This window comes from Aeromonas sp. S13(2024), from assembly GCF_041402405.1.
GTDB lineage: Bacteria > Pseudomonadota > Gammaproteobacteria > Enterobacterales > Aeromonadaceae > Aeromonas > Aeromonas veronii.
The window spans coordinates 146,314-163,057 of record NZ_JBGLRA010000010.1 but is presented as its reverse complement, the minus strand read 5'-3'; the positions used below and the strand labels follow the sequence as shown (position 1 = coordinate 163,057).

Sequence of the window (16,744 nt, the reverse complement as noted above, 5' to 3'; positions counted from 1 at the left end):
CGCCAGTTTAAAAGTCAGCGAGTAATCGCGCTGTGTCCGTTTCACACCTTGTCCCATCGGGTTCTCCATTTATTGGGGGGAAAGGTGTAAACCATATTCAGGACGGGACAAAGCCATGAAAAAGGCCCCCTCGCCAACGCGAGGGGGCCTTTTTATCGGCCAGCGATCAGGGGGCTATCAGCCCTTGATGCGTTCGATGCGGCCACCCAGACCCTGCAGCTTCTGCTCGATGTCTTCGTAGCCACGGTCGATGTGATAGATACGGTCGACGATAGTGGAGCCTTCGGCCACGAAGCCGGCCAGCACCAGACTGGCGGAGGCGCGCAGATCGGTCGCCATCACCTGGGCACCCTTGAGTTGCTCGGTGTCACGGCAGATGGCCACATTGCCCTGCAGTTCGATGTCTGCGCCCATCCGTACCAGTTCGGGAACGTGCATGAAGCGGTTCTCGAAGATGGTCTCGGTGACCATGCCGGTGCCTTTGGCGACGGCGTTCAGCACAGTGAACTGTGCCTGCATGTCGGTCGGGAAGGCCGGGTAGGGGGCAGTCTTGATGGTGACCGGTTTGAGCGTGCGGCCAGTCATGTCGAGGGTGATCCAGTCTTCACCCTTCTCAATCAGGGCGCCAGCCTCTTCCAGCTTGACCAGTACCGCTTCCAGCAGGGTCGGGTCGGTCTTGCGGCAGGTGATCTTGCCGCCGGTGACCGCTGCGCCAACCAAGAAGGTTCCGGTTTCGATGCGGTCAGGCTGCACGCTGTAGTTGCCGCCGTGCAGACGCTCGACACCGTCGATGGTCAGGGTGTCGGTGCCCGCGCCCTGGATCTTGGCACCCAGGGTATTGAGGAAGTTGGCCAGATCGACCACTTCCGGCTCGCGCGCGGCGTTTTCGATCACAGTGCGGCCATCAGCCAGGGTGGCGGCCATCATCAGGTTTTCGGTGCCGGTCACGGAGACCATATCCATCAAGATGTGGGCGCCTTTCAGGCGGCCATCGACACGGGCCTTGATGTAACCATCTTCGATGGTGATCTTGGCACCCATCAGCTCCAGGCCGTGGACGTGCAGGTTGACCGGACGGGCACCGATGGCGCAGCCGCCGGGCAGGGAGACGTCGGCAGCACCGAAACGGGCAGCCAGCGGGCCCAGCGCCAGAATGGAGGCGCGCATGGTCTTCACCAGCTCGTAGGGAGCGACATGGTTGTTCACCGCACCGGTCAGCACGGTGACGTTGCCGTTGACCTTGGTGGTCGCGCCCAGCATCTCCAGCAGCTTGATGGTGGTGCCTACATCTTTCAGGCGCGGCACGTTGGAGAGGTGTACCTCTTCATCACAGAGCAGGGTCGCGAACAGGATCGGCAGCGCGGCGTTTTTGGCGCCGGAGATGGTCACTTCGCCGTTGAGAGTACAACGACCATCGATTTTGAATTTGTCCATTTTTACTTCGTTACCAAATCAGGAGGGCAATAGGAATTTACGTTCGCGTTTCCACTCGGCGTCGGTGAACGCTTTGATGGAGAGGGCGTGAATGGCGTTGCTGGCGATCTTGTCCATCAGCGGGGCATAGATGGCCTGCTGCTTCTTGACCCGGCTCATGCCGTCAAACATGTCACCGACGGCGATCACTTGGTAGTGACTACCGTCCCCTTTGACATGGACTTCGGACAATGGCAGAGCCTCAAGGAGTATCGCTTCAATTTCAGAGACTTGCATTATGCGTCCTCAGTTGTGAGCGGGGTTGACTGAAACAGCCCGGCCACCCCGTAGAGGTTGGCCAGGGTATAGAAATCACTGGAGGCGCCCACCAGTTGCGGTGTGGCGCCTCGCGCTAATACGGCTTTGGCCCATTTGACCAGCAGGGCCAGCCCGGCGGAGTCGAGGGTGGTGACGCCGCCGAGCTCGAGCTGGTCGTCCTGCCACCATTCGGCGCGGCGTTGCCACAGGTCATTGACCTGTGGCGCCTGCAGCTCACCGCTGAGAGTCATGGTTTGAGTACCAGCGGCTTGGCGTTGTGTTCGCGCAACTGGGCGATCACCGCATCAATGCCGTTCTGGCGAATGAGGCCGCCCAGCTCGCTCTGTTTGGCGGAGAGCAGGCTGATCCCCTCTGCCACCATGTCGAAGGCTTTCCACTCGCCGGTCTTGTTGTTCTTGCGCAGCTTGAACTCGAGGAAGATGTCCGGCTTGCCGGCCTCTTTCACGCTGACGTTGACGGCGGTGATATTGCCGCTGGGGGCTTTGCCCGGCTCGACCTTGACGGTCTGCTTGTCAAAATGGGCCAGCGCATCGGCGTAGGAGCTCACCATGTACTCGGTGAACACCTCGACGAAGGCATTGCGCTGCGCTTCGGTAGTCTCTTTAATCTGGTTGCCAAGCACCTTGTAGGCGGCGAAGCGGTTGTCCACATAGGGCAGCAGCTCTTCGCGGATGATCACCCGCAGGTGATCCGGATTGCTTTTCACCTGGGCCTGATCGGCCTTCAGGCGGGCAAAGGTCTGCTTGGCAGCCTGATCCACCAGCGCGTTGGGGTCGGTGGCATCGACTGCGGCCTGGGCAGACAGGGAAAAGAGCATGCTGGTCATCAGACCCAGCAGCAGGGCGATTTTCTTGAACATGGTTACTCCTTCTTGCTGTCTGATTTGCTGTCGGAGGATTGGCTGTAGAGGAACTTGCCAATCAGATCTTCCAGCACGATGGCGGATTTGGTGTCTTCAATCAGGTCGCCATCCTTGAGCATCTCGGTGCCCATCTCCTCATCGCTGAAGCCGGGGGCCAGACCGATGTACTGCTCGCCGAGCAGACCGGAGGTGAGGATGGAGAGGGAGCTGGTATCGGCGAACTCGCCAGCGCTCTTTTGCATCATCAGGGTCACTTCAGGCACCTGGGTTTTCGGGTCCAGCACGATGTCGCTGACCCGGCCTACCACCACGCCGCCGACCTTGACCGGCGAACGGACTTTCAGGCCGCCGATATTATCGAAATGCGCGCGCAGGGTATAGGTTTCTCCTTCCGGTTTGAAGCTCAAACCGGCCACTTGCAGGGCCAGTGCCAGAATGGCACCGATGCCAGCCAGCATGAAGGTGCCGACCAGGAATTCTACTTTGCTGAACTTCATCTTTACCTTATCCAAACATGACTGCAGTGAGTATAAAATCCAGGCCGAGCACGGCGAGGGATGAGTGGACCACGGTACGGGTCGTGGCCTGACTGATCCCGGCCGAGGTCGGCTTGGCATCATAGCCGTTAAAGAGCGCAATCCAGGTGACCACCAGGGCGAAAATCAGGCTCTTGATGGCGCCCTGCATGATGTCTTCATGCCAGTCGACGGAGGCCTGCATGGCAGACCAGAAGCCCCCTTCGTCCACGCCGAGCCAGTCCACGCCGACCAGCTTGCCGCCGAAGATGCCGATCAGGCTGAACATAAAGGCCAGCAGAGGCATGCTGATGACGCCAGCCCAGAAGCGGGGGGCAACCACCCGGCGCAGTGGGTCGACCGCCATCATCTCTAGGCTTGAAAGTTGCTCGGTGGCCTTCATCAGGCCGATTTCAGCGGTCAGGGCCGAACCGGCACGGCCGGCAAACAGCAGCGCCGTGACCACAGGCCCCAGCTCCCGCAGCAGGGAGAGGGAGACCAGCGGTCCCAGGCTCTGCTCGGCGCCGAAATCCTTCAATACGTTGTAACCCTGCAGCGAGAGCACCATGCCGATGAACAGGCCGGAGACCAGAATGATGGCTACCGACTGTACGCCCACCACATACAACTGCTGGACAAGCAGCGGGAAGTGCTTTCGCGGTTCGGGTTTGCCCGCCAGCGCATGGAACAACATGATGGTGGCGCGACCGACGGAGCTGATAAACCGCACTCCGACCCGCCCCAGCTTGCTTATTTGACTTATCAACATCAGAGATCCTGTAGCAGATCGCCTGCCGGAAAATGAAACGGAACAGGACCATCGGGCAATCCTTTGAGGAACTGCTCGACTTCGGGATTGTGCTCCTCGCGCAGCTGATCCGGCGTACCGTGCGCCACCACCTTGCGATTGGCAATGATGTAGGCGTAATCGGCGATGCTCAGCACCTCTTTCACATCGTGGGTGACGATGACGGAGGTGATGCCGAGGGCATCGTTCAGCTCCTTGATAAGCTTGACCAGCACCGCCATGGTGATGGGGTCCTGCCCGACAAACGGCTCGTCATACATGATGAGGTCGGGGTCAAGGGCGATGGCCCGAGCCAGCGCCGCCCGGCGCGCCATGCCGCCGGAGAGCTCGGAGGGCATCAGTTTCGCCGCGCCGCGCAAGCCCACCGCCTGCAACTTCATCATGACGATGGTGTGGATCAGCTCCTCCGGCAGGCCGGAGTGCTCCCGCAGCGGGAAGGCCACGTTGTCGTAGACTGTCATGCCGGTAAACAGGGCGCCGCTCTGGAACAGCATGCTCATCCGCTTGCGCACTTCATAGAGGCGCGAACGGGAGAGGGTGGGGATATCTTCCCCGTCAAACAGAATGTGACCGGACTCCGGCTTGAGCTGGCCACCGATCAGCCGCAGCAGGGTGGTTTTACCGATGCCGCTCGGGCCCATGACGGCGGTGACCTTGCCACGAGGAATGGTCAGGTTGATCCCGTCATACAACAGCCGATCTCCGTGACTGAAGGTCAGATCGGAGATGGTGATCAGGTCATTGTTCAAACAATTGTCCATCCGGTGTAAATGAGGTGCGAATTTTATGGGGTAGTCTAGGTCTAAGCAACAGCAAGGAACAACTATTGAACAGGCTGCAAGCCCATTTGCACGACAGTTTTCTGTAACAAAGTGCGTCATTGAGAGCGGGACTTGCCATCCGATTCGCTTATCCGGGCAGACTTTTTTATAATCCCGCAGCTAATTTCGGCCCGGAGCTGTGTCTTTATGTCTGTAAAGCCTGAGAAAGTGTCTGAACTGTTCGATTTTCGTCGCAGTGCCCGCGCGGTGCTGGACACAGAAAAGCAAGCCATTGATGGACTCTATCAGTATCTGAACGACGCCTTCGACAAGGCGTGCGAAATGGTGCTGCGCTGCGGTGGCAAGATAGTGGTCACCGGCATGGGCAAGTCGGGCCATATCGGCAGCAAGATTGCCGCCACCCTCGCCAGCACCGGCACCCCGGCCTTCTTCCTCCATCCGGGGGAAGCGAGTCATGGCGATCTGGGGATGATCTCCAGCGGCGACCTTATCATCGCCATCTCCAACTCCGGCGAGAGCGACGAAATCCTGGCTCTGCTGCCGGTACTCAAGCGCCGCGGCATTCCGCTCATCTGCATGACCGGCAATCCCGCCTCCACCATGGCCAAAGAGGCCAACGTGCACCTGTGCATCAAGGTGGAGAAAGAGGCCTGCCCGCTGGGTCTGGCACCCACTTCCAGTACTACGGCAACCCTGGTGATGGGCGATGCCCTGGCGGTCGCTCTGCTGGAAGCGCGCGGTTTTACCGCCGATGACTTCGCCCTCTCTCACCCGGGCGGTTCCCTTGGCAAGCGTCTGTTGCTGCGGGTCGGCGACCTGATGCACAGCGGCGAACTGTTGCCCCGGGTGGGGATAGATGCCACCATCAGCCAGGCGCTGCTGGAAGTGAGCCGCAAGGGGCTCGGTATGACGGCGGTGGTCGATGGCGATGGCCTGCTGGCCGGGCTATTTACCGATGGCGACCTGCGCCGCATTCTCGACCAGCAGATCGATATCCATCACACCCCCATCAGCCGTGTGATGACGGCCAACTGTGTTACCGTAGGTCCAGAGATGATGGCTGCAGAAGCCGTCAAGCTGATGGAAACGAGAAAAATCAACGGATTACTGGTCGTGGATGAAGAGAAACGCCCGCTCGGCGCCTTCAACATGCACGACCTGCTGAAAGCCGGAGTAATTTGATGCAAAACGTACCGACCCTCTATGGTCCGGTGACGCGCAGCCAGTTTGAGAAGGCGGCGCAAATCCGCCTGCTGGTGTGCGATGTGGACGGGGTGCTCTCCAACGGCCTCATCTACATGGGAAACAACGGCGAAGAGCTGAAAACCTTCTGCACCCGCGATGGTGCGGGCATGCGAGCGCTGCTCAATGCCGGGATCGAGATCGCCATCATCACCGGGCGCAACTCCCGTATCGTGAGCGATCGGATGAAAAGCCTGGGTGTGGCTCATGTGGTGCAGGGGGCTGATAAAAAGCTGCCTCACTTCGAAGCGCTGCTGGCCAAGCTGGGGCTGAGCCCGGAACAGGCCGCCTATATGGGCGATGACACCATCGATCTGCCGGTGATGCAGGTCTGTGGGCTCGGCATTGCCGTGGCCGATGCCCATCCGCTGGTGCTGAGTCGTGCCGATATGGTGACCCGGCTTGGCGGTGGCATGGGCGCGGTGCGCGAGGTGTGTGACCTCATTTTGCAGGCGCAGGGCCATGACGATTATCAGCCCGAGGCCTCTGTATGAGCAGACAGACCCTGTTGTTTGCCCTGTTGTTTCTGGTCGCGCTGGTTGCCTGGCAGTTGGGCAAGGTTGAGCTGGTGCCGGAGAGCGCCGTCAAAATCGAAAACTATCAGCCGGATTTTGTCGCCAAAGATCTGGTGACCACCCGTTTTGATATCAACGGCAAGCGCACCGAGCGGCTGGAGTCGACCTACGCCGAGTATTATCAAATCCTCGAGCAGGCCACCTTCGACAAGCCGGTGGTCTACATGTATGACGATCAGGGTGCTGCCGAGTGGAAGGTGACCGCCGAAACCGGCGTGCTCAACACCGGCGACAACGTCATCCTGCGGGACAAGGTGCATCTGGATGGTCTGCTGCCCACCTCCTTTATCTCCACACTGGATACCCCTTATCTGGAGCTGGATCTGGTGACACAGGATGTGCGCAGCAACCGGGAAGTGAACATTCTGGGTCGGGATTTCCAGACCCAAGGGGTTGGCCTCAAGGGCCATCTGGACCGCAAATATTTTGAGTTACTGGATCAAGGCCATGCCATCTATTTCAATGAAAAACGCTAATCTGGCCCTCGCAGCCCTGTTGTTGTGTGGTGCGGTGACCGCCAAAGAGTCCGACTTTGCCGAGAAGGTCTACGTCGATGCCGTCAAACAGGTGGCCGAGATGCAGGACAACCGCATCACTTTCGAAGAGGATGTGACCATCAATCAGGGCACCATCCGGATCAAAGCTGACAAGGTGGTAGTGACCCGTTCCGGCGAGAAAGGAGCCGAGGTGATGACTGCCTACGGTAAGCCCGCCACCTTCTTCCAGATCCTGGATAACGGCAAGCCGGTCAATGCCCACGGCAATACCATCCGCTACGAGCTGAAGAACCGGCTGGTGACCATCACCGGCAACGGTCAGCTCAAGCAGGAAGATAGCCAGGTCAATGGCGATCTGATCCGCTACGACATCGTCAAACAGAAGATGATTGCCGAGAGCAAGAGCCCGAGCCAGCGGGTCAAAACCGTGTTCCTGCCGGATCAGGTAGAGAATTTCGATAAGCCCGCCGACCAGAAGAAGCAGGGAAAATAAGCCATGGCAGTGTTGAAAGCAGTGGGCCTGCAGAAGAGCTACAAGCGCCGCATGGTGGTGAGTGACGTCAGCCTTGAAGTGGGCACCGGCCAGATTGTCGGCCTGCTCGGCCCCAACGGGGCGGGCAAGACCACCTCCTTCTACATGATCGTGGGGCTGGTGCAGCGCGATGCCGGTCTCATCACCATCGACGATCAGGACATCAGCCTGCAGCCCATGCATGTGCGGGCGCGCAATGGCATCGGTTACCTGCCGCAGGAGGCCTCCATCTTCCGTCGCCTGTCGGTGTTCGACAACCTGATGGGCGTGATGCAGACCCGCAAGGGGTTGAGTCGCGAGGAGCGTGAGGACAAGGTTCAGCAACTGCTGGAAGAGTTCAACATCACCCACATTCGCGACAACCTGGGTCAGAGCCTCTCCGGCGGTGAGCGCCGTCGGGTCGAGATCGCCCGTGCGCTGGCGGCTGAGCCGCGTTTTATTCTGCTGGATGAACCCTTTGCAGGGGTTGACCCGATTTCTGTGATAGACATCAAGAAGATCATTCAGCATCTGAAAGATAGAGGCCTTGGCGTCTTGATTACCGACCACAACGTCAGAGAGACTCTGGACGTATGTGAGAAGGCCTATATCGTCAGCCACGGCAAGATGATTGCCGAAGGTGCACCGGCTGACATCCTTGCCGATGAGCAGGTCAAGCGCGTCTATTTGGGCGATCAATTCAGTCTATAGTAAGGGGGCATGCCTTCATTTCCTTTGACGAGTGCCTCGCTGAACATAAGGATATCCCGACGTAGATGAAGCCGACATTACAGTTGCGTCTCGGTCAGTCCCTGACCATGACGCCGCAATTACAACAAGCGATTCGTCTGCTCCAGCTCTCCACTCTGGAACTTCAGCAGGAAATTCAGCAAGCGCTCGAAAACAACCCTCTGCTGGAGCAGGAAGAGAGCGAGGCGCAAGAGACCAGTCCGGAAGCGCCGGTCGATGCCAGCCAGCTGGATTCCAGCGATGCCATGGCTCAGGAGCAGATGCCGGATGAGTTGCCGGTGGATACCACCTGGGACGAGGTTTACTCTGCCGGCACCGCCCAGAGCGCGGGCCCCATCCACGATGGGGAAGATAGCGTCTATCAGGGTGAAACCACCGAAAACCTGCAGGATTATCTGCTGTGGCAGATGCGGCTCACACCGTTCAGCGATGTGGATGCTGCCATCGCGCTCGCCATTATCGATGCCATCGACGAATCCGGTTATCTGACCGTTGCGCTGGAGGATATCCAGGCAGCCGTCACCAGCGATGACGTAGAGGTGGAGCTCGATGAGGTCGAGGCGGTACTCAAGCGGGTGCAGCACTTCGATCCGGTCGGTATTGCTGCCCGTTCTGTGCAGGAGTGTTTGCTGATCCAGCTGGATCAGTATGACCCGCAGACCCCCTGGCTCAACGAGGCCAAGGAGGTGATCCTCGAGCACATGGAGCTGCTCGGCAACCGGGATTACCGCACCCTCGCCCGCAAGACAAAACTCAAAGAGAGCGACCTCAAGGAGGTGCTGGATCTGATCCAGCTGCTGGAGCCGCGCCCCGGCAATGGCATCATCCAGAGCGACTCCCAGTACGTGATCCCCGACGTCTCCGTGGTCAAGAAGGGCAGCAAGTGGGTGGTCGAGCTCAATCCCGACTCTGCCCCCCGCATCCGGGTCAACGAGACCTATGCCGCCATGGCCCGCAACGCCCGCAGCAGCACCGACACCCAGTTTATCCGCTCCCATTTGCAGGAAGCCAAGTGGTTCATCAAGAGCCTGGAAAGTCGCAATGACACCCTGCTGAAAGTGGCCAGTTGCATTGTCGAGCAGCAACAGGGCTTTTTCGAGTATGGTGAAGAGGCGATGAAGCCGATGGTGCTCAATGACATCGCCGAAGCGGTAGAGATGCATGAGTCGACCATCTCCCGGGTGACGACCCAGAAGTACATGCATACCCCCCGTGGTATCTTCGAATTGAAGTTTTTTTTCTCCAGCCATGTGAACACCGAAGGAGGAGGAGAGTGCTCATCGACCGCAATTCGCGCGCTCATCAAGAAGCTGGTCACGGCAGAGAATCCTGCCAAGCCGTTAAGTGATAGCAAGATCGCGGATTTGCTGGCCGAACAGGGTATTATGGTGGCGAGACGCACGATCGCTAAGTATCGCGAATCCTTGTTTATCCCACCTTCCAATCAGCGCAAACGCCTGGTTTAGGCAAACAAAAGGATGATGTTATGCAAATTAACCTGACCGGACACCATGTCGAGATCACCGAAGCTCTGCGTGATTATGTGAACAACAAATTTGCCAAACTCGAGCGTCACTTCGACCACATCAACAATGTTCATGTGGTGCTTAGCGTGGAAAAACTGAACCAGATAGCGGAAGCCAAATTGCACGTCAGCGGTGGCGAAGTGTTTGCCAACTCTGAACATGCCGATATGTATGCTGCGATAGACACCTTGCTCGACAAGCTGGACAGGCAGATCATCAAGCACAAAGATAAGTTAAATAAAAAATAACCATGCAACTTGAACACATACTGAGTCGGGACTGCACCAAGAGTGCAGTCCCTTGTACCAGCAAGAAACGCGCCCTCGAAATCATCAGCGAGCTGGCCGCCGAACGCCTTGGCACCTCCCGTCAGGCGCTGTTTGAATGCTTGCTGGCCCGCGAAAAAATGGGTAGTACCGGGATCGGTGCCGGTATTGCGATCCCCCACGGTCGCATTGACGATGAGTTCCCGCCAACCGCGATCCTGATGACCTTTGCCGACCCTATTCCTTTCGACTCCATCGACAATCAACCGGTTGACCTGCTGTTTGCCTTGCTGGTGCCGGAAAGCGAGTGCAAGCAGCATCTCAAGACCCTTTCTCTGATGGCTTCCAAGCTGGGTGACAAGGCGGTTTGCCGCCAGTTGCGTCAGGCAACCAGCGACGAAGAGCTCTATCAGATCATGACCTCGGCCTGACAGCAGGCCAAGGATGAGACACCCGTTTTGGCGTGAGGGAACAAGATGCAGTTAATCGTGGTAAGTGGACGCTCGGGCTCCGGTAAAACGGTAGCCCTGCGAGTGCTGGAAGATCTGGGTTACTACTGTGTGGACAACCTGCCGGTCAATCTGCTGCCCCAGCTGATTGTCTCGGTGGAGAGCCAGTACGACAAATTGGCGGTCAGTATCGATGTGCGCAACCTGCCGAACGATCCGGAGAAACTGGAAAATCTGCTGGCTCAGGTGCGCAATGAGGGGCGGGTAGAGTTCTCCAGCTTTTTCTTCGATGCCGACAACGGCACCCTGCTCAAGCGCTATGGCGAGAGCCGCCGCCTGCACCCCCTCTCACGCAACAAGCTGTCGCTGGATGAGGCGATTCGGGAGGAGACCCACCTGCTGGCGCCACTCTCCTCGACCGCTGACCTGCGCATCGACACCACCACCCTCAGCATTCACGACCTGAGCGAGCTCATCAAAACCCGGGTACTCGGCAAGAAAGAGAACGAGCTGGTGCTGGTGTTCGAGTCGTTCGGCTTCAAGTACGGCATTCCCAAGGATGCCGACTTCGTGTTCGATGCCCGCTTCCTGCCCAATCCGCACTGGATCCCCGAGCTCAAACCGTTTACCGGCAAGGATGAGCTGGTCGCCAACTACCTCTCGGCGCAGGCTGACGTGATGCTGTTTACCCAGCAGATCGAGAACATGCTGGTGACCTGGTTGCCCCATCTGGAGCGCAACAATCGCAGCTACCTCACGGTCGGCATCGGTTGCACCGGCGGTCAGCACCGCTCGGTCTTTATTGCAGAACGGCTGGCCAGTGCATTCCGTTTGCTTGGCAAGAACGTGCAGATCCGCCACCGCACTCTCGACAAGAGTGCCCCCCAATCCTGACGGACCAATAGGACGACCCGATGACTGTTTCCGCCTCGGTTGAAGTGAAAAACAAGCTGGGTATTCATGCCAGACCAGCCATGATGCTGTTCGAGCTGGTGCAGGGTTTCGATGCCCACGTGCTGCTGCGCAATGAAGATGGTGTGGAGGCCGATGCTGACAGCATCATCGGCCTGCTGATGCTGGATTCCGCGCAAGGGCGGCAGGTGGAAGTACAGGTTGAGGGCCCCGAAGAGGTCGAGGCCCTGGCCGCCGTGGTGGAGCTGTTCACCTCCGGCTTCAATGAGGAGTAGTCACTCCTCGTTATATGTTATGAACCGGTACGCGCCAGCGCTTTGAAGCTGGCAAAATCCCGACAAGCCAGCAGATTCCTGCTGGCTTTTTCGTTCATCAGTGCCAGAAACAGGTCGTAGAGACCCATCGCCTCCTCGTAGTCGGCCTTGCTGATGGCCAGCACGAAGATGAGCGTCGCTATTTCCCCGTTGCCCCAGTCGATCCCCTGCGGTGCCAGTACGGTGTACACCAGAGTGCGGCGCGCCAGCAGACCGAGAGAGTGGGGCAGGGCGATCCCTTCTCCCAGCATGGTGGAGACGATCCGCTCCCGCTCCTGCAGTGAGGCTCTGAAGCCACTCTCCACCAGATCTTCCGCTTCCAGCTGATCACAGATGCGGGCAAACAGTTCGGCCTGGGTTAGGGGCTCTTTGACCACCATGAAGTGGTCGGCATCGAAATATTTGTCGAGCATGTAGGGGCGGGTGCGGTCGATCAGCACCAGCTTGCCAAGCTGCTCCAGCTGGTATTGGGTCGGGAAGGGGGCAACGAGTACCACGGGGGCGTTTTTTTCGTTCACCTTGACGGTACTGATGACAAAGTCCTGCGCGATCTGCGCCAGACCTTCGTAATCCCGCACCGACTCAAGCGTGGTCAGCTGCAACTGGGGATACTCCCGCTTGATGCGTGCTTCCAGCACCCGGAAGGTGGCGTTGCCCGCATCGCAAAGCAATAGCGCCTGCGGGCGGCGGGTATAGCCGATGTCGTAATGGCGCTCCAGCCCGACCCCGATATGGATCACCAGATAGCCGATCTCGTGATGGGTCAGTCGGTAGGGGGTCTGCTTGATCCACTCCGAAATGGCCGCCAGCGTGATGTCGTAGGCGAGGGGGTAGTACTGCTTGATGTGATCGGCCAGCGGGTTGTGGTTGCCTATCTGGTATTTGACCCGTAGCAGCATGGCGCTGATATGGGTTTGCAGGTCGGCCCGCAGCTGTTGGTCGCCTCGCAGGTCGTAAGGGTAATGTTGATGAATGTAGGTCAGCAGATGTTCCACCAGCTGTTCGCTCTCGGCGGCCATTGCCGGGCTGAGCTGGGGAGTATCGGCAATCAGGCGCGCCTGGATCTGGATGGCGAGACCGGCGATCTCGTCCTCTACGGGGGGCGTCAAGGTTGGCAATACCGCATATATATCGCGAGATACTGCCAGCAGCGGCAGAGTCAGATCCTCGCTGGCGAAGTGGCGCAACTCGTGACCGGATGCCTGACGCAGCAGGGCAACGGCGCAGTAGATGGCGAGCTGCTGCAAGCTCTCGTCAGCGAGACGCAGCTGATGTCGGGCAAGCTGGGCATGGATGTGATTGCCCACTACCTCCATCGTCTTGCTGGGGCAAAGGTTGGGCAACAGGGTTTGCAACTGGTTGTTGTGCAGCAACTCCTGATAGAGCAGTTGGGTCAAACAGGCACGGATCGCCGTCTCCTCCCCCTGAATGCGCATCCCCAGGCGGGGTTTGCTCTCGACGCTGAGCCTGAAGTGGCTGAGTTGCTCACGGACTTCCGCCATATCCCCCTGCAGTGCCGCCCGGCTCAGATACCAGGTATCAGCCAGCTCATCGAGCTTGATCCCCTGCTCTGCCGTCAATAGCAGGATCTGCAGGTGCAGCACCCGCTCTCGGCTGGTGCGTGGCAGGCCGCTATCCTGACCCTGGGCAGCCAGCAGGGCGTCGAACAGTCCCTGATTGTAGATCTTGAGCTGGTAGCCGCTGCCACGTTGGTGGATCAGGTGAGCGCCGTGCGTGGCAATCAGTTCGTTGAGGGTCGCCACATCGGTGCGTACCGTGCGAGTGGAGACATTGAGGCGGCGAGCCAGCTCCTCCTGTGGCAGTGGTTCGGCATGGAGCTGGATCAGCAGTTGATGGAGCCTGGGGTGTGGCAGCTTGATCATAGGGGGTATGCAAGACTCCTGTTGCGAGATAAAGGGTCGATGTTAACAAGTGGGTCATCAACAAGCCAGGCACCGGTCAGTGATTGAACCGGTGCCGTGACTGCCATCAGGCCAACAGTCGTTTCACTATGGCCAGCAGAGTGCGAACATCCTCGGGGCGAGTGTGCCCGTTCGTGTTATCTATGATGGAACTGTAGACGTGAGGGATCACCTTCTCGACTCCGGCGTCCAGCGCAATCCGCACTATCTCCTCGAAGTTCTCCAGATCGATGCCGCCGGTGGGCTCCAGCCAGAAGTTGTTGCGGGCACAAGCCTCGGCCACAGCCTGATACTCGTCGCGGCAGGCCAGCCCACCCATGGGGAAGAACTTGACCGAGCTGCCGCCCATGTCCTTGAGCAGGGCAATGGCGGTATCGATGGGCACGATGCCATCCGGCTGCCCGGCGCTGAGTGGACCGGTGGAGATCTTCACCATGCCCGGCATGCCGGTGGGGGAGATCAGGCCGTTGACCAGCGTTTGTGACTGACCGAGCAGCGCCCTGCTGGCGCCGACACCGGTGAACACCTGGTTGACGTGCTGGGGCTGCAGTTGGCAGGCCAGCTCGGCCACCATGGCGGACTGGCGTGGATCGCCGGCGCCCAGTCCGATGGAGAGGGCGTTGTCGATAAGCTTGGCGTACTCCTTCATATCGGCAACTGCGGAGGGAATATCCGGGTAGTTTTTGGAGAGCACACCGACCAGCACGTGGCCTTCGGCTGCGTCGTACACCTCGACGGCATTCTCCTTGGATCCAGCCAATACGTTGAGACAGACCCGATCACGGTAGTAGTTGGGGGTAAGGGACATCAGCGATTCTCCTGAACGAGGTTGGCAATGGCAGAGTGGATTTGGTCGAGCTGGGGCACGGAGACGCTGCGCACATCGATCTCGATGTGCCCCTCGTTGGCCTTGTAGCCGCGGCAGTAGATGGCAGGCGTGCCCTGTTGCAGACGGGTGACGACCTGCACTGTGGTCATGCCGATCTGTTGGTGGTCAAAGGCGATATCGGTGCGGGCGATGTCACGTCCTGCGCTGTCCCATACCACCTTGGCGGTGACGCCGGGCAGCAGGTTGAGGCGCTCGATAAAGGGGCTCATCTTGGCAACCATGGCAGCACCGCTCTCCTTCTCTTTGGCCAGATAGCGCTCGATGGCATGGGTCAGGCCGAGGATCCCCTCCTTGCCCACCTTCATGGCGCGGCCGATACCGTTGGCCTGCTGTTTGACCCACTCCACATACTGGCGCTTGCCGAGCACCAGCCCGCTGGTGGGCCCTTCAATGGCCTTGGCGCCGCTGTAGATGACCAGGTCAGCACCCTGGTTGTAGTAGAGGCGCAGATCCTCTTCGGCAGCCGCATCGACAATGAGCGGGAGCCCGTGGGCCTTGGCGACCTCGGCGGCCTCGGCCACCGACAGAATGCTCTTCTGCACGCAGTGGTGGGACTTGATATAGAGGATGGCTGCTGTGTTGGCATTGATGGCAGCGGCCAGTTGGGCGGGGGAGCACTCGTTGGCGTAACCGGCTTCCACTACCTTGCCGCCACCCAGATTGACCATGGTACCGACGGGGGCGCCAAAGTTGACGTTGTGCCCCTTGGGCAGCACGATTTCGCTCGGCACGTCATGAGGGTGGGCATGCAGTTGCTCGAGGCGGTAGGGATCGCCGCGCACTATCATGGCGGCGACTGACTGGGCGATGCCGGCGCTGGCACAGGAGACCACCACCGCATCTTCCACATCCAGTAAACCAGCCAGATAGGCGCCGGTCTTGTTGACCAGATCCTTGACCTCGAAGTAGTGGCCCAGGCCAAAATTGACCGCATCGACCACCTCCTGCTCGGGGGTGGAGACGCCGAGAATGGTCATGCGCCCGGAGGCGTTGATCACAGGTTTGAGCTGATATTTCTCATAAACAGAAGGCATGGTGTGATTTCCCATAGTGAGTCAGAACCAGTTCGCCACCGACCAGGGCGGCGAGAGGCTGCAGTTGTTGGTCACCGCAGCGGGACTGGGCTTCGGTATCCATAAACAGGGTCGGGCCGCTGGTGACCTCGAACAGGGTCAGATCGGCATCGGCGCCCACCTCGAGCCGCCCCTTGCCGGAAAGGCGCAGGGCATCGGCGGCCTGATGGGTGACGCAGGCGATCACCTGCTCCAGCGTCATGCCGATGGCGAGAAACTTCGACATCACGTGAGCCAGACTGTAGACCGGCCCCTTGATGCGGTTCTTGCAGTAGATGTCGGAGCTGATGGTGCGGGGCAGGATCCCCTGTCGGATAGCCAGTTCCGCCACCTCGAAGCTGAAGCTGGCGCCGCCGTGGCCGATGTCGAGCAACAGGCCCCGTTTCATCGCCTCGCGCACCGCGACCCGCAGCTCGCCAGCCTGAGTCAGGATGCGGTTGGGCTTGCCGTTGAAGCAGTGGGTCAGCAGATCGCCATCTCCCAGCAGGGCGACGATCTCGTCCAGATCCGGCGGTGTGTTGCCCACGTGCACCATCAGCGGCAGCTGGCCGTGAGCCTGTTGCAGGGCCTTGGCCATGCGCAGCGGTTGCAGGCCGTTCTCACCTACCACGCTACCGCTCATCCGCGCCTTGATGCCGACGATAAAGTCGGGGTGGCGACGAATGGCTGCCGAGGCGAGATCCATATCGAGGTCCCGGCTATCCGCCAGCTCGTTCTGGCGCAGCAGACCGATGCGGGAGATGTTGAGCAGGGCATGCACCCGGGTCTTGCAGCCCGCAGCGATCTGCTGGAAGTCATCCACATCGTCGGCTCCGGTGCTGCCGGCGTCGATGACGGTGGTGACGCCGGACTCTACGCCCACCTTGTCCGGCTCATCGTGATAGATGGGGGAGGCGGGGTAGCAGTGGGTGTGGCCGTCGATCCAGCCAGCGCTCACATGCACCCTGCCGCCGAGATCCAGGATCTGCCGCGCCGTTGCCATCTTCGGCAGGGAGCCGATGGCGGCGATTTTGCCCTCCCTGATGGCGATATCGACGAGCTGGCCATCTCCCAGCCTCCCCGCTCTGATGATGATGTCGTACATGCTGATAACCTCTGG

At 59.4% G+C, this 16,744-nt stretch carries 21 protein-coding genes; 10 read left to right on the top strand and 11 right to left on the bottom strand.

All coding sequences use genetic code 11. The features are described from left to right. Nucleotides 1-177 precede the first annotated feature (177 nt). From murA to mlaF, 7 genes are read right to left on the bottom strand one after another with little or no spacing between them, the layout of a single operon-like run. Nucleotides 178-1,434 carry a UDP-N-acetylglucosamine 1-carboxyvinyltransferase gene (murA, locus tag ACB042_RS14460; protein WP_005336355.1) on the bottom strand — a complete coding sequence of 419 codons (1,257 nt, stop codon included), beginning with the start codon at nucleotides 1,432-1,434 and terminating at the stop codon, nucleotides 178-180. Between the two features lie 18 nt (nucleotides 1,435-1,452). After that, nucleotides 1,453-1,710, bottom strand: a complete 258-nt coding sequence (gene ibaG / locus ACB042_RS14455) for a BolA family iron metabolism protein IbaG (RefSeq protein WP_005306001.1) — start codon at nucleotides 1,708-1,710, stop codon at nucleotides 1,453-1,455. Continuing rightward, on the bottom strand, nucleotides 1,710-1,982 hold the full coding sequence (locus tag ACB042_RS14450; RefSeq protein ID WP_005336352.1) for a lipid asymmetry maintenance protein MlaB: 273 nt from the start codon (nucleotides 1,980-1,982) through the stop codon (nucleotides 1,710-1,712). Before ACB042_RS14450 ends, ibaG begins: the two co-directional genes overlap by 1 nt. Next, complete coding sequence (locus ACB042_RS14445) at nucleotides 1,979-2,611, bottom strand: phospholipid-binding protein MlaC (RefSeq protein WP_005336350.1); 633 nt, start codon at nucleotides 2,609-2,611, stop codon at nucleotides 1,979-1,981. Before ACB042_RS14445 ends, ACB042_RS14450 begins: the two co-directional genes overlap by 4 nt. A gap of 2 nt (nucleotides 2,612-2,613) precedes the next feature. Further along, nucleotides 2,614-3,111: an outer membrane lipid asymmetry maintenance protein MlaD gene (mlaD, locus tag ACB042_RS14440; RefSeq protein WP_005336348.1), complete on the bottom strand. Its 498-nt coding sequence runs from the start codon at nucleotides 3,109-3,111 to the stop codon at nucleotides 2,614-2,616. A gap of 7 nt (nucleotides 3,112-3,118) precedes the next feature. Continuing rightward, nucleotides 3,119-3,898, bottom strand: a complete 780-nt coding sequence (gene mlaE / locus ACB042_RS14435) for a lipid asymmetry maintenance ABC transporter permease subunit MlaE (protein ID WP_005336345.1) — start codon at nucleotides 3,896-3,898, stop codon at nucleotides 3,119-3,121. Next, the gene (gene mlaF / locus ACB042_RS14430) at nucleotides 3,898-4,698 is read right to left on the bottom strand and encodes a phospholipid ABC transporter ATP-binding protein MlaF (protein ID WP_005336343.1); all 801 of its coding nucleotides are present in this window, start codon (nucleotides 4,696-4,698) and stop codon (nucleotides 3,898-3,900) included. Before mlaF ends, mlaE begins: the two co-directional genes overlap by 1 nt. A 207-nt stretch (nucleotides 4,699-4,905) precedes the next feature. Here mlaF and ACB042_RS14425 point away from each other — a divergent pair, with 207 nt between their 5' ends. The 10 genes from ACB042_RS14425 (at nucleotide 4,906) to npr (ending at nucleotide 11,722) form a co-directional block, all read left to right on the top strand. After that, on the top strand, nucleotides 4,906-5,901 hold the full coding sequence (locus ACB042_RS14425; RefSeq protein WP_123172219.1) for a KpsF/GutQ family sugar-phosphate isomerase: 996 nt from the start codon (nucleotides 4,906-4,908) through the stop codon (nucleotides 5,899-5,901). After that, on the top strand, nucleotides 5,901-6,455 hold the full coding sequence (gene kdsC / locus ACB042_RS14420) for a 3-deoxy-manno-octulosonate-8-phosphatase KdsC (protein WP_144715392.1): 555 nt from the start codon (nucleotides 5,901-5,903) through the stop codon (nucleotides 6,453-6,455). The genes ACB042_RS14425 and kdsC overlap by 1 nt, the downstream gene beginning before the upstream one ends. Further along, nucleotides 6,452-7,012 carry an LPS export ABC transporter periplasmic protein LptC gene (gene lptC / locus ACB042_RS14415; RefSeq protein WP_005336338.1) on the top strand — a complete coding sequence of 187 codons (561 nt, stop codon included), beginning with the start codon at nucleotides 6,452-6,454 and terminating at the stop codon, nucleotides 7,010-7,012. The genes kdsC and lptC overlap by 4 nt, the downstream gene beginning before the upstream one ends. Then, the gene (gene lptA, locus ACB042_RS14410) at nucleotides 6,999-7,526 is read left to right on the top strand and encodes a lipopolysaccharide transport periplasmic protein LptA (protein WP_040068817.1); all 528 of its coding nucleotides are present in this window, start codon (nucleotides 6,999-7,001) and stop codon (nucleotides 7,524-7,526) included. Before lptC ends, lptA begins: the two co-directional genes overlap by 14 nt. Before the next feature lie 3 nt (nucleotides 7,527-7,529). Continuing rightward, nucleotides 7,530-8,255, top strand: coding sequence for an LPS export ABC transporter ATP-binding protein (gene lptB, locus ACB042_RS14405; protein ID WP_005336333.1), 726 nt, complete (start codon nucleotides 7,530-7,532; stop codon nucleotides 8,253-8,255). Nucleotides 8,256-8,320: 65 nt separating this feature from the next. Next, nucleotides 8,321-9,760: an RNA polymerase factor sigma-54 gene (locus ACB042_RS14400; protein WP_005336331.1), complete on the top strand. Its 1,440-nt coding sequence runs from the start codon at nucleotides 8,321-8,323 to the stop codon at nucleotides 9,758-9,760. A 20-nt stretch (nucleotides 9,761-9,780) separates the two neighbouring features. Beyond that, entirely contained in the window at nucleotides 9,781-10,068 is a 288-nt protein-coding gene (gene hpf, locus ACB042_RS14395; protein ID WP_005336323.1) for a ribosome hibernation promoting factor, read from the top strand. A gap of 2 nt (nucleotides 10,069-10,070) precedes the next feature. Then, nucleotides 10,071-10,517 carry a PTS IIA-like nitrogen regulatory protein PtsN gene (ptsN, locus tag ACB042_RS14390; RefSeq protein ID WP_005336322.1) on the top strand — a complete coding sequence of 149 codons (447 nt, stop codon included), beginning with the start codon at nucleotides 10,071-10,073 and terminating at the stop codon, nucleotides 10,515-10,517. Between the two features lie 45 nt (nucleotides 10,518-10,562). After that, nucleotides 10,563-11,429: an RNase adapter RapZ gene (rapZ, locus tag ACB042_RS14385; protein ID WP_371178616.1), complete on the top strand. Its 867-nt coding sequence runs from the start codon at nucleotides 10,563-10,565 to the stop codon at nucleotides 11,427-11,429. 20 nt (nucleotides 11,430-11,449) lie between these two features. Continuing rightward, a complete protein-coding gene (npr, locus tag ACB042_RS14380) occupies nucleotides 11,450-11,722 on the top strand; it encodes a PTS phosphocarrier protein NPr (protein WP_005336318.1) in 273 nt (90 codons plus the stop codon). A gap of 17 nt (nucleotides 11,723-11,739) precedes the next feature. On the opposite strand, the gene ACB042_RS14375 is transcribed toward npr, so the two are convergent. From ACB042_RS14375 to ACB042_RS14360, 4 genes are all read right to left on the bottom strand, one after another. Next, on the bottom strand, nucleotides 11,740-13,644 hold the full coding sequence (locus ACB042_RS14375) for a transcription antiterminator (RefSeq protein ID WP_139732709.1): 1,905 nt from the start codon (nucleotides 13,642-13,644) through the stop codon (nucleotides 11,740-11,742). 106 nt (nucleotides 13,645-13,750) lie between these two features. Continuing rightward, a complete protein-coding gene (locus tag ACB042_RS14370; protein ID WP_201952933.1) occupies nucleotides 13,751-14,491 on the bottom strand; it encodes a KDGP aldolase family protein in 741 nt (246 codons plus the stop codon). After that, the gene (locus tag ACB042_RS14365) at nucleotides 14,491-15,606 is read right to left on the bottom strand and encodes a DgaE family pyridoxal phosphate-dependent ammonia lyase (RefSeq protein ID WP_371178615.1); all 1,116 of its coding nucleotides are present in this window, start codon (nucleotides 15,604-15,606) and stop codon (nucleotides 14,491-14,493) included. Before ACB042_RS14365 ends, ACB042_RS14370 begins: the two co-directional genes overlap by 1 nt. Beyond that, nucleotides 15,590-16,729 (bottom strand): amidohydrolase/deacetylase family metallohydrolase, encoded by a 1,140-nt coding sequence (locus tag ACB042_RS14360; protein ID WP_371178614.1) that lies wholly within the window; start codon nucleotides 16,727-16,729, stop codon nucleotides 15,590-15,592. The genes ACB042_RS14365 and ACB042_RS14360 overlap by 17 nt, the downstream gene beginning before the upstream one ends. Between the last annotated feature and the right edge of the window lie 15 nt (nucleotides 16,730-16,744).

Excerpts from the sequence above, each read along its gene's own strand:
- murA (WP_005336355.1), bottom strand. The coding sequence starts at position 1,434 with ATGGACAAATTCAAAATCGATGGTCGTTGTACTCTCAACGGCGAAGTG.
- ibaG (WP_005306001.1), bottom strand. The coding sequence starts at position 1,710 with ATGCAAGTCTCTGAAATTGAAGCGATACTCCTTGAGGCTCTGCCATTG.
- ACB042_RS14450 (WP_005336352.1), bottom strand. The coding sequence starts at position 1,982 with ATGACTCTCAGCGGTGAGCTGCAGGCGCCACAGGTCAATGACCTGTGG.
- ACB042_RS14445 (WP_005336350.1), bottom strand. The coding sequence starts at position 2,611 with ATGTTCAAGAAAATCGCCCTGCTGCTGGGTCTGATGACCAGCATGCTC.
- mlaD (WP_005336348.1), bottom strand. The coding sequence starts at position 3,111 with ATGAAGTTCAGCAAAGTAGAATTCCTGGTCGGCACCTTCATGCTGGCT.
- mlaE (WP_005336345.1), bottom strand. The coding sequence starts at position 3,898 with ATGTTGATAAGTCAAATAAGCAAGCTGGGGCGGGTCGGAGTGCGGTTT.
- mlaF (WP_005336343.1), bottom strand. The coding sequence starts at position 4,698 with ATGGACAATTGTTTGAACAATGACCTGATCACCATCTCCGATCTGACC.
- ACB042_RS14425 (WP_123172219.1), top strand. The coding sequence starts at position 4,906 with ATGTCTGTAAAGCCTGAGAAAGTGTCTGAACTGTTCGATTTTCGTCGC.
- kdsC (WP_144715392.1), top strand. The coding sequence starts at position 5,901 with ATGCAAAACGTACCGACCCTCTATGGTCCGGTGACGCGCAGCCAGTTT.
- lptC (WP_005336338.1), top strand. The coding sequence starts at position 6,452 with ATGAGCAGACAGACCCTGTTGTTTGCCCTGTTGTTTCTGGTCGCGCTG.
- lptA (WP_040068817.1), top strand. The coding sequence starts at position 6,999 with ATGAAAAACGCTAATCTGGCCCTCGCAGCCCTGTTGTTGTGTGGTGCG.
- lptB (WP_005336333.1), top strand. The coding sequence starts at position 7,530 with ATGGCAGTGTTGAAAGCAGTGGGCCTGCAGAAGAGCTACAAGCGCCGC.
- ACB042_RS14400 (WP_005336331.1), top strand. The coding sequence starts at position 8,321 with ATGAAGCCGACATTACAGTTGCGTCTCGGTCAGTCCCTGACCATGACG.
- hpf (WP_005336323.1), top strand. The coding sequence starts at position 9,781 with ATGCAAATTAACCTGACCGGACACCATGTCGAGATCACCGAAGCTCTG.
- ptsN (WP_005336322.1), top strand. The coding sequence starts at position 10,071 with ATGCAACTTGAACACATACTGAGTCGGGACTGCACCAAGAGTGCAGTC.
- rapZ (WP_371178616.1), top strand. The coding sequence starts at position 10,563 with ATGCAGTTAATCGTGGTAAGTGGACGCTCGGGCTCCGGTAAAACGGTA.
- npr (WP_005336318.1), top strand. The coding sequence starts at position 11,450 with ATGACTGTTTCCGCCTCGGTTGAAGTGAAAAACAAGCTGGGTATTCAT.
- ACB042_RS14375 (WP_139732709.1), bottom strand. The coding sequence starts at position 13,644 with ATGATCAAGCTGCCACACCCCAGGCTCCATCAACTGCTGATCCAGCTC.
- ACB042_RS14370 (WP_201952933.1), bottom strand. The coding sequence starts at position 14,491 with ATGTCCCTTACCCCCAACTACTACCGTGATCGGGTCTGTCTCAACGTA.
- ACB042_RS14365 (WP_371178615.1), bottom strand. The coding sequence starts at position 15,606 with ATGCCTTCTGTTTATGAGAAATATCAGCTCAAACCTGTGATCAACGCC.
- ACB042_RS14360 (WP_371178614.1), bottom strand. The coding sequence starts at position 16,729 with ATGTACGACATCATCATCAGAGCGGGGAGGCTGGGAGATGGCCAGCTC.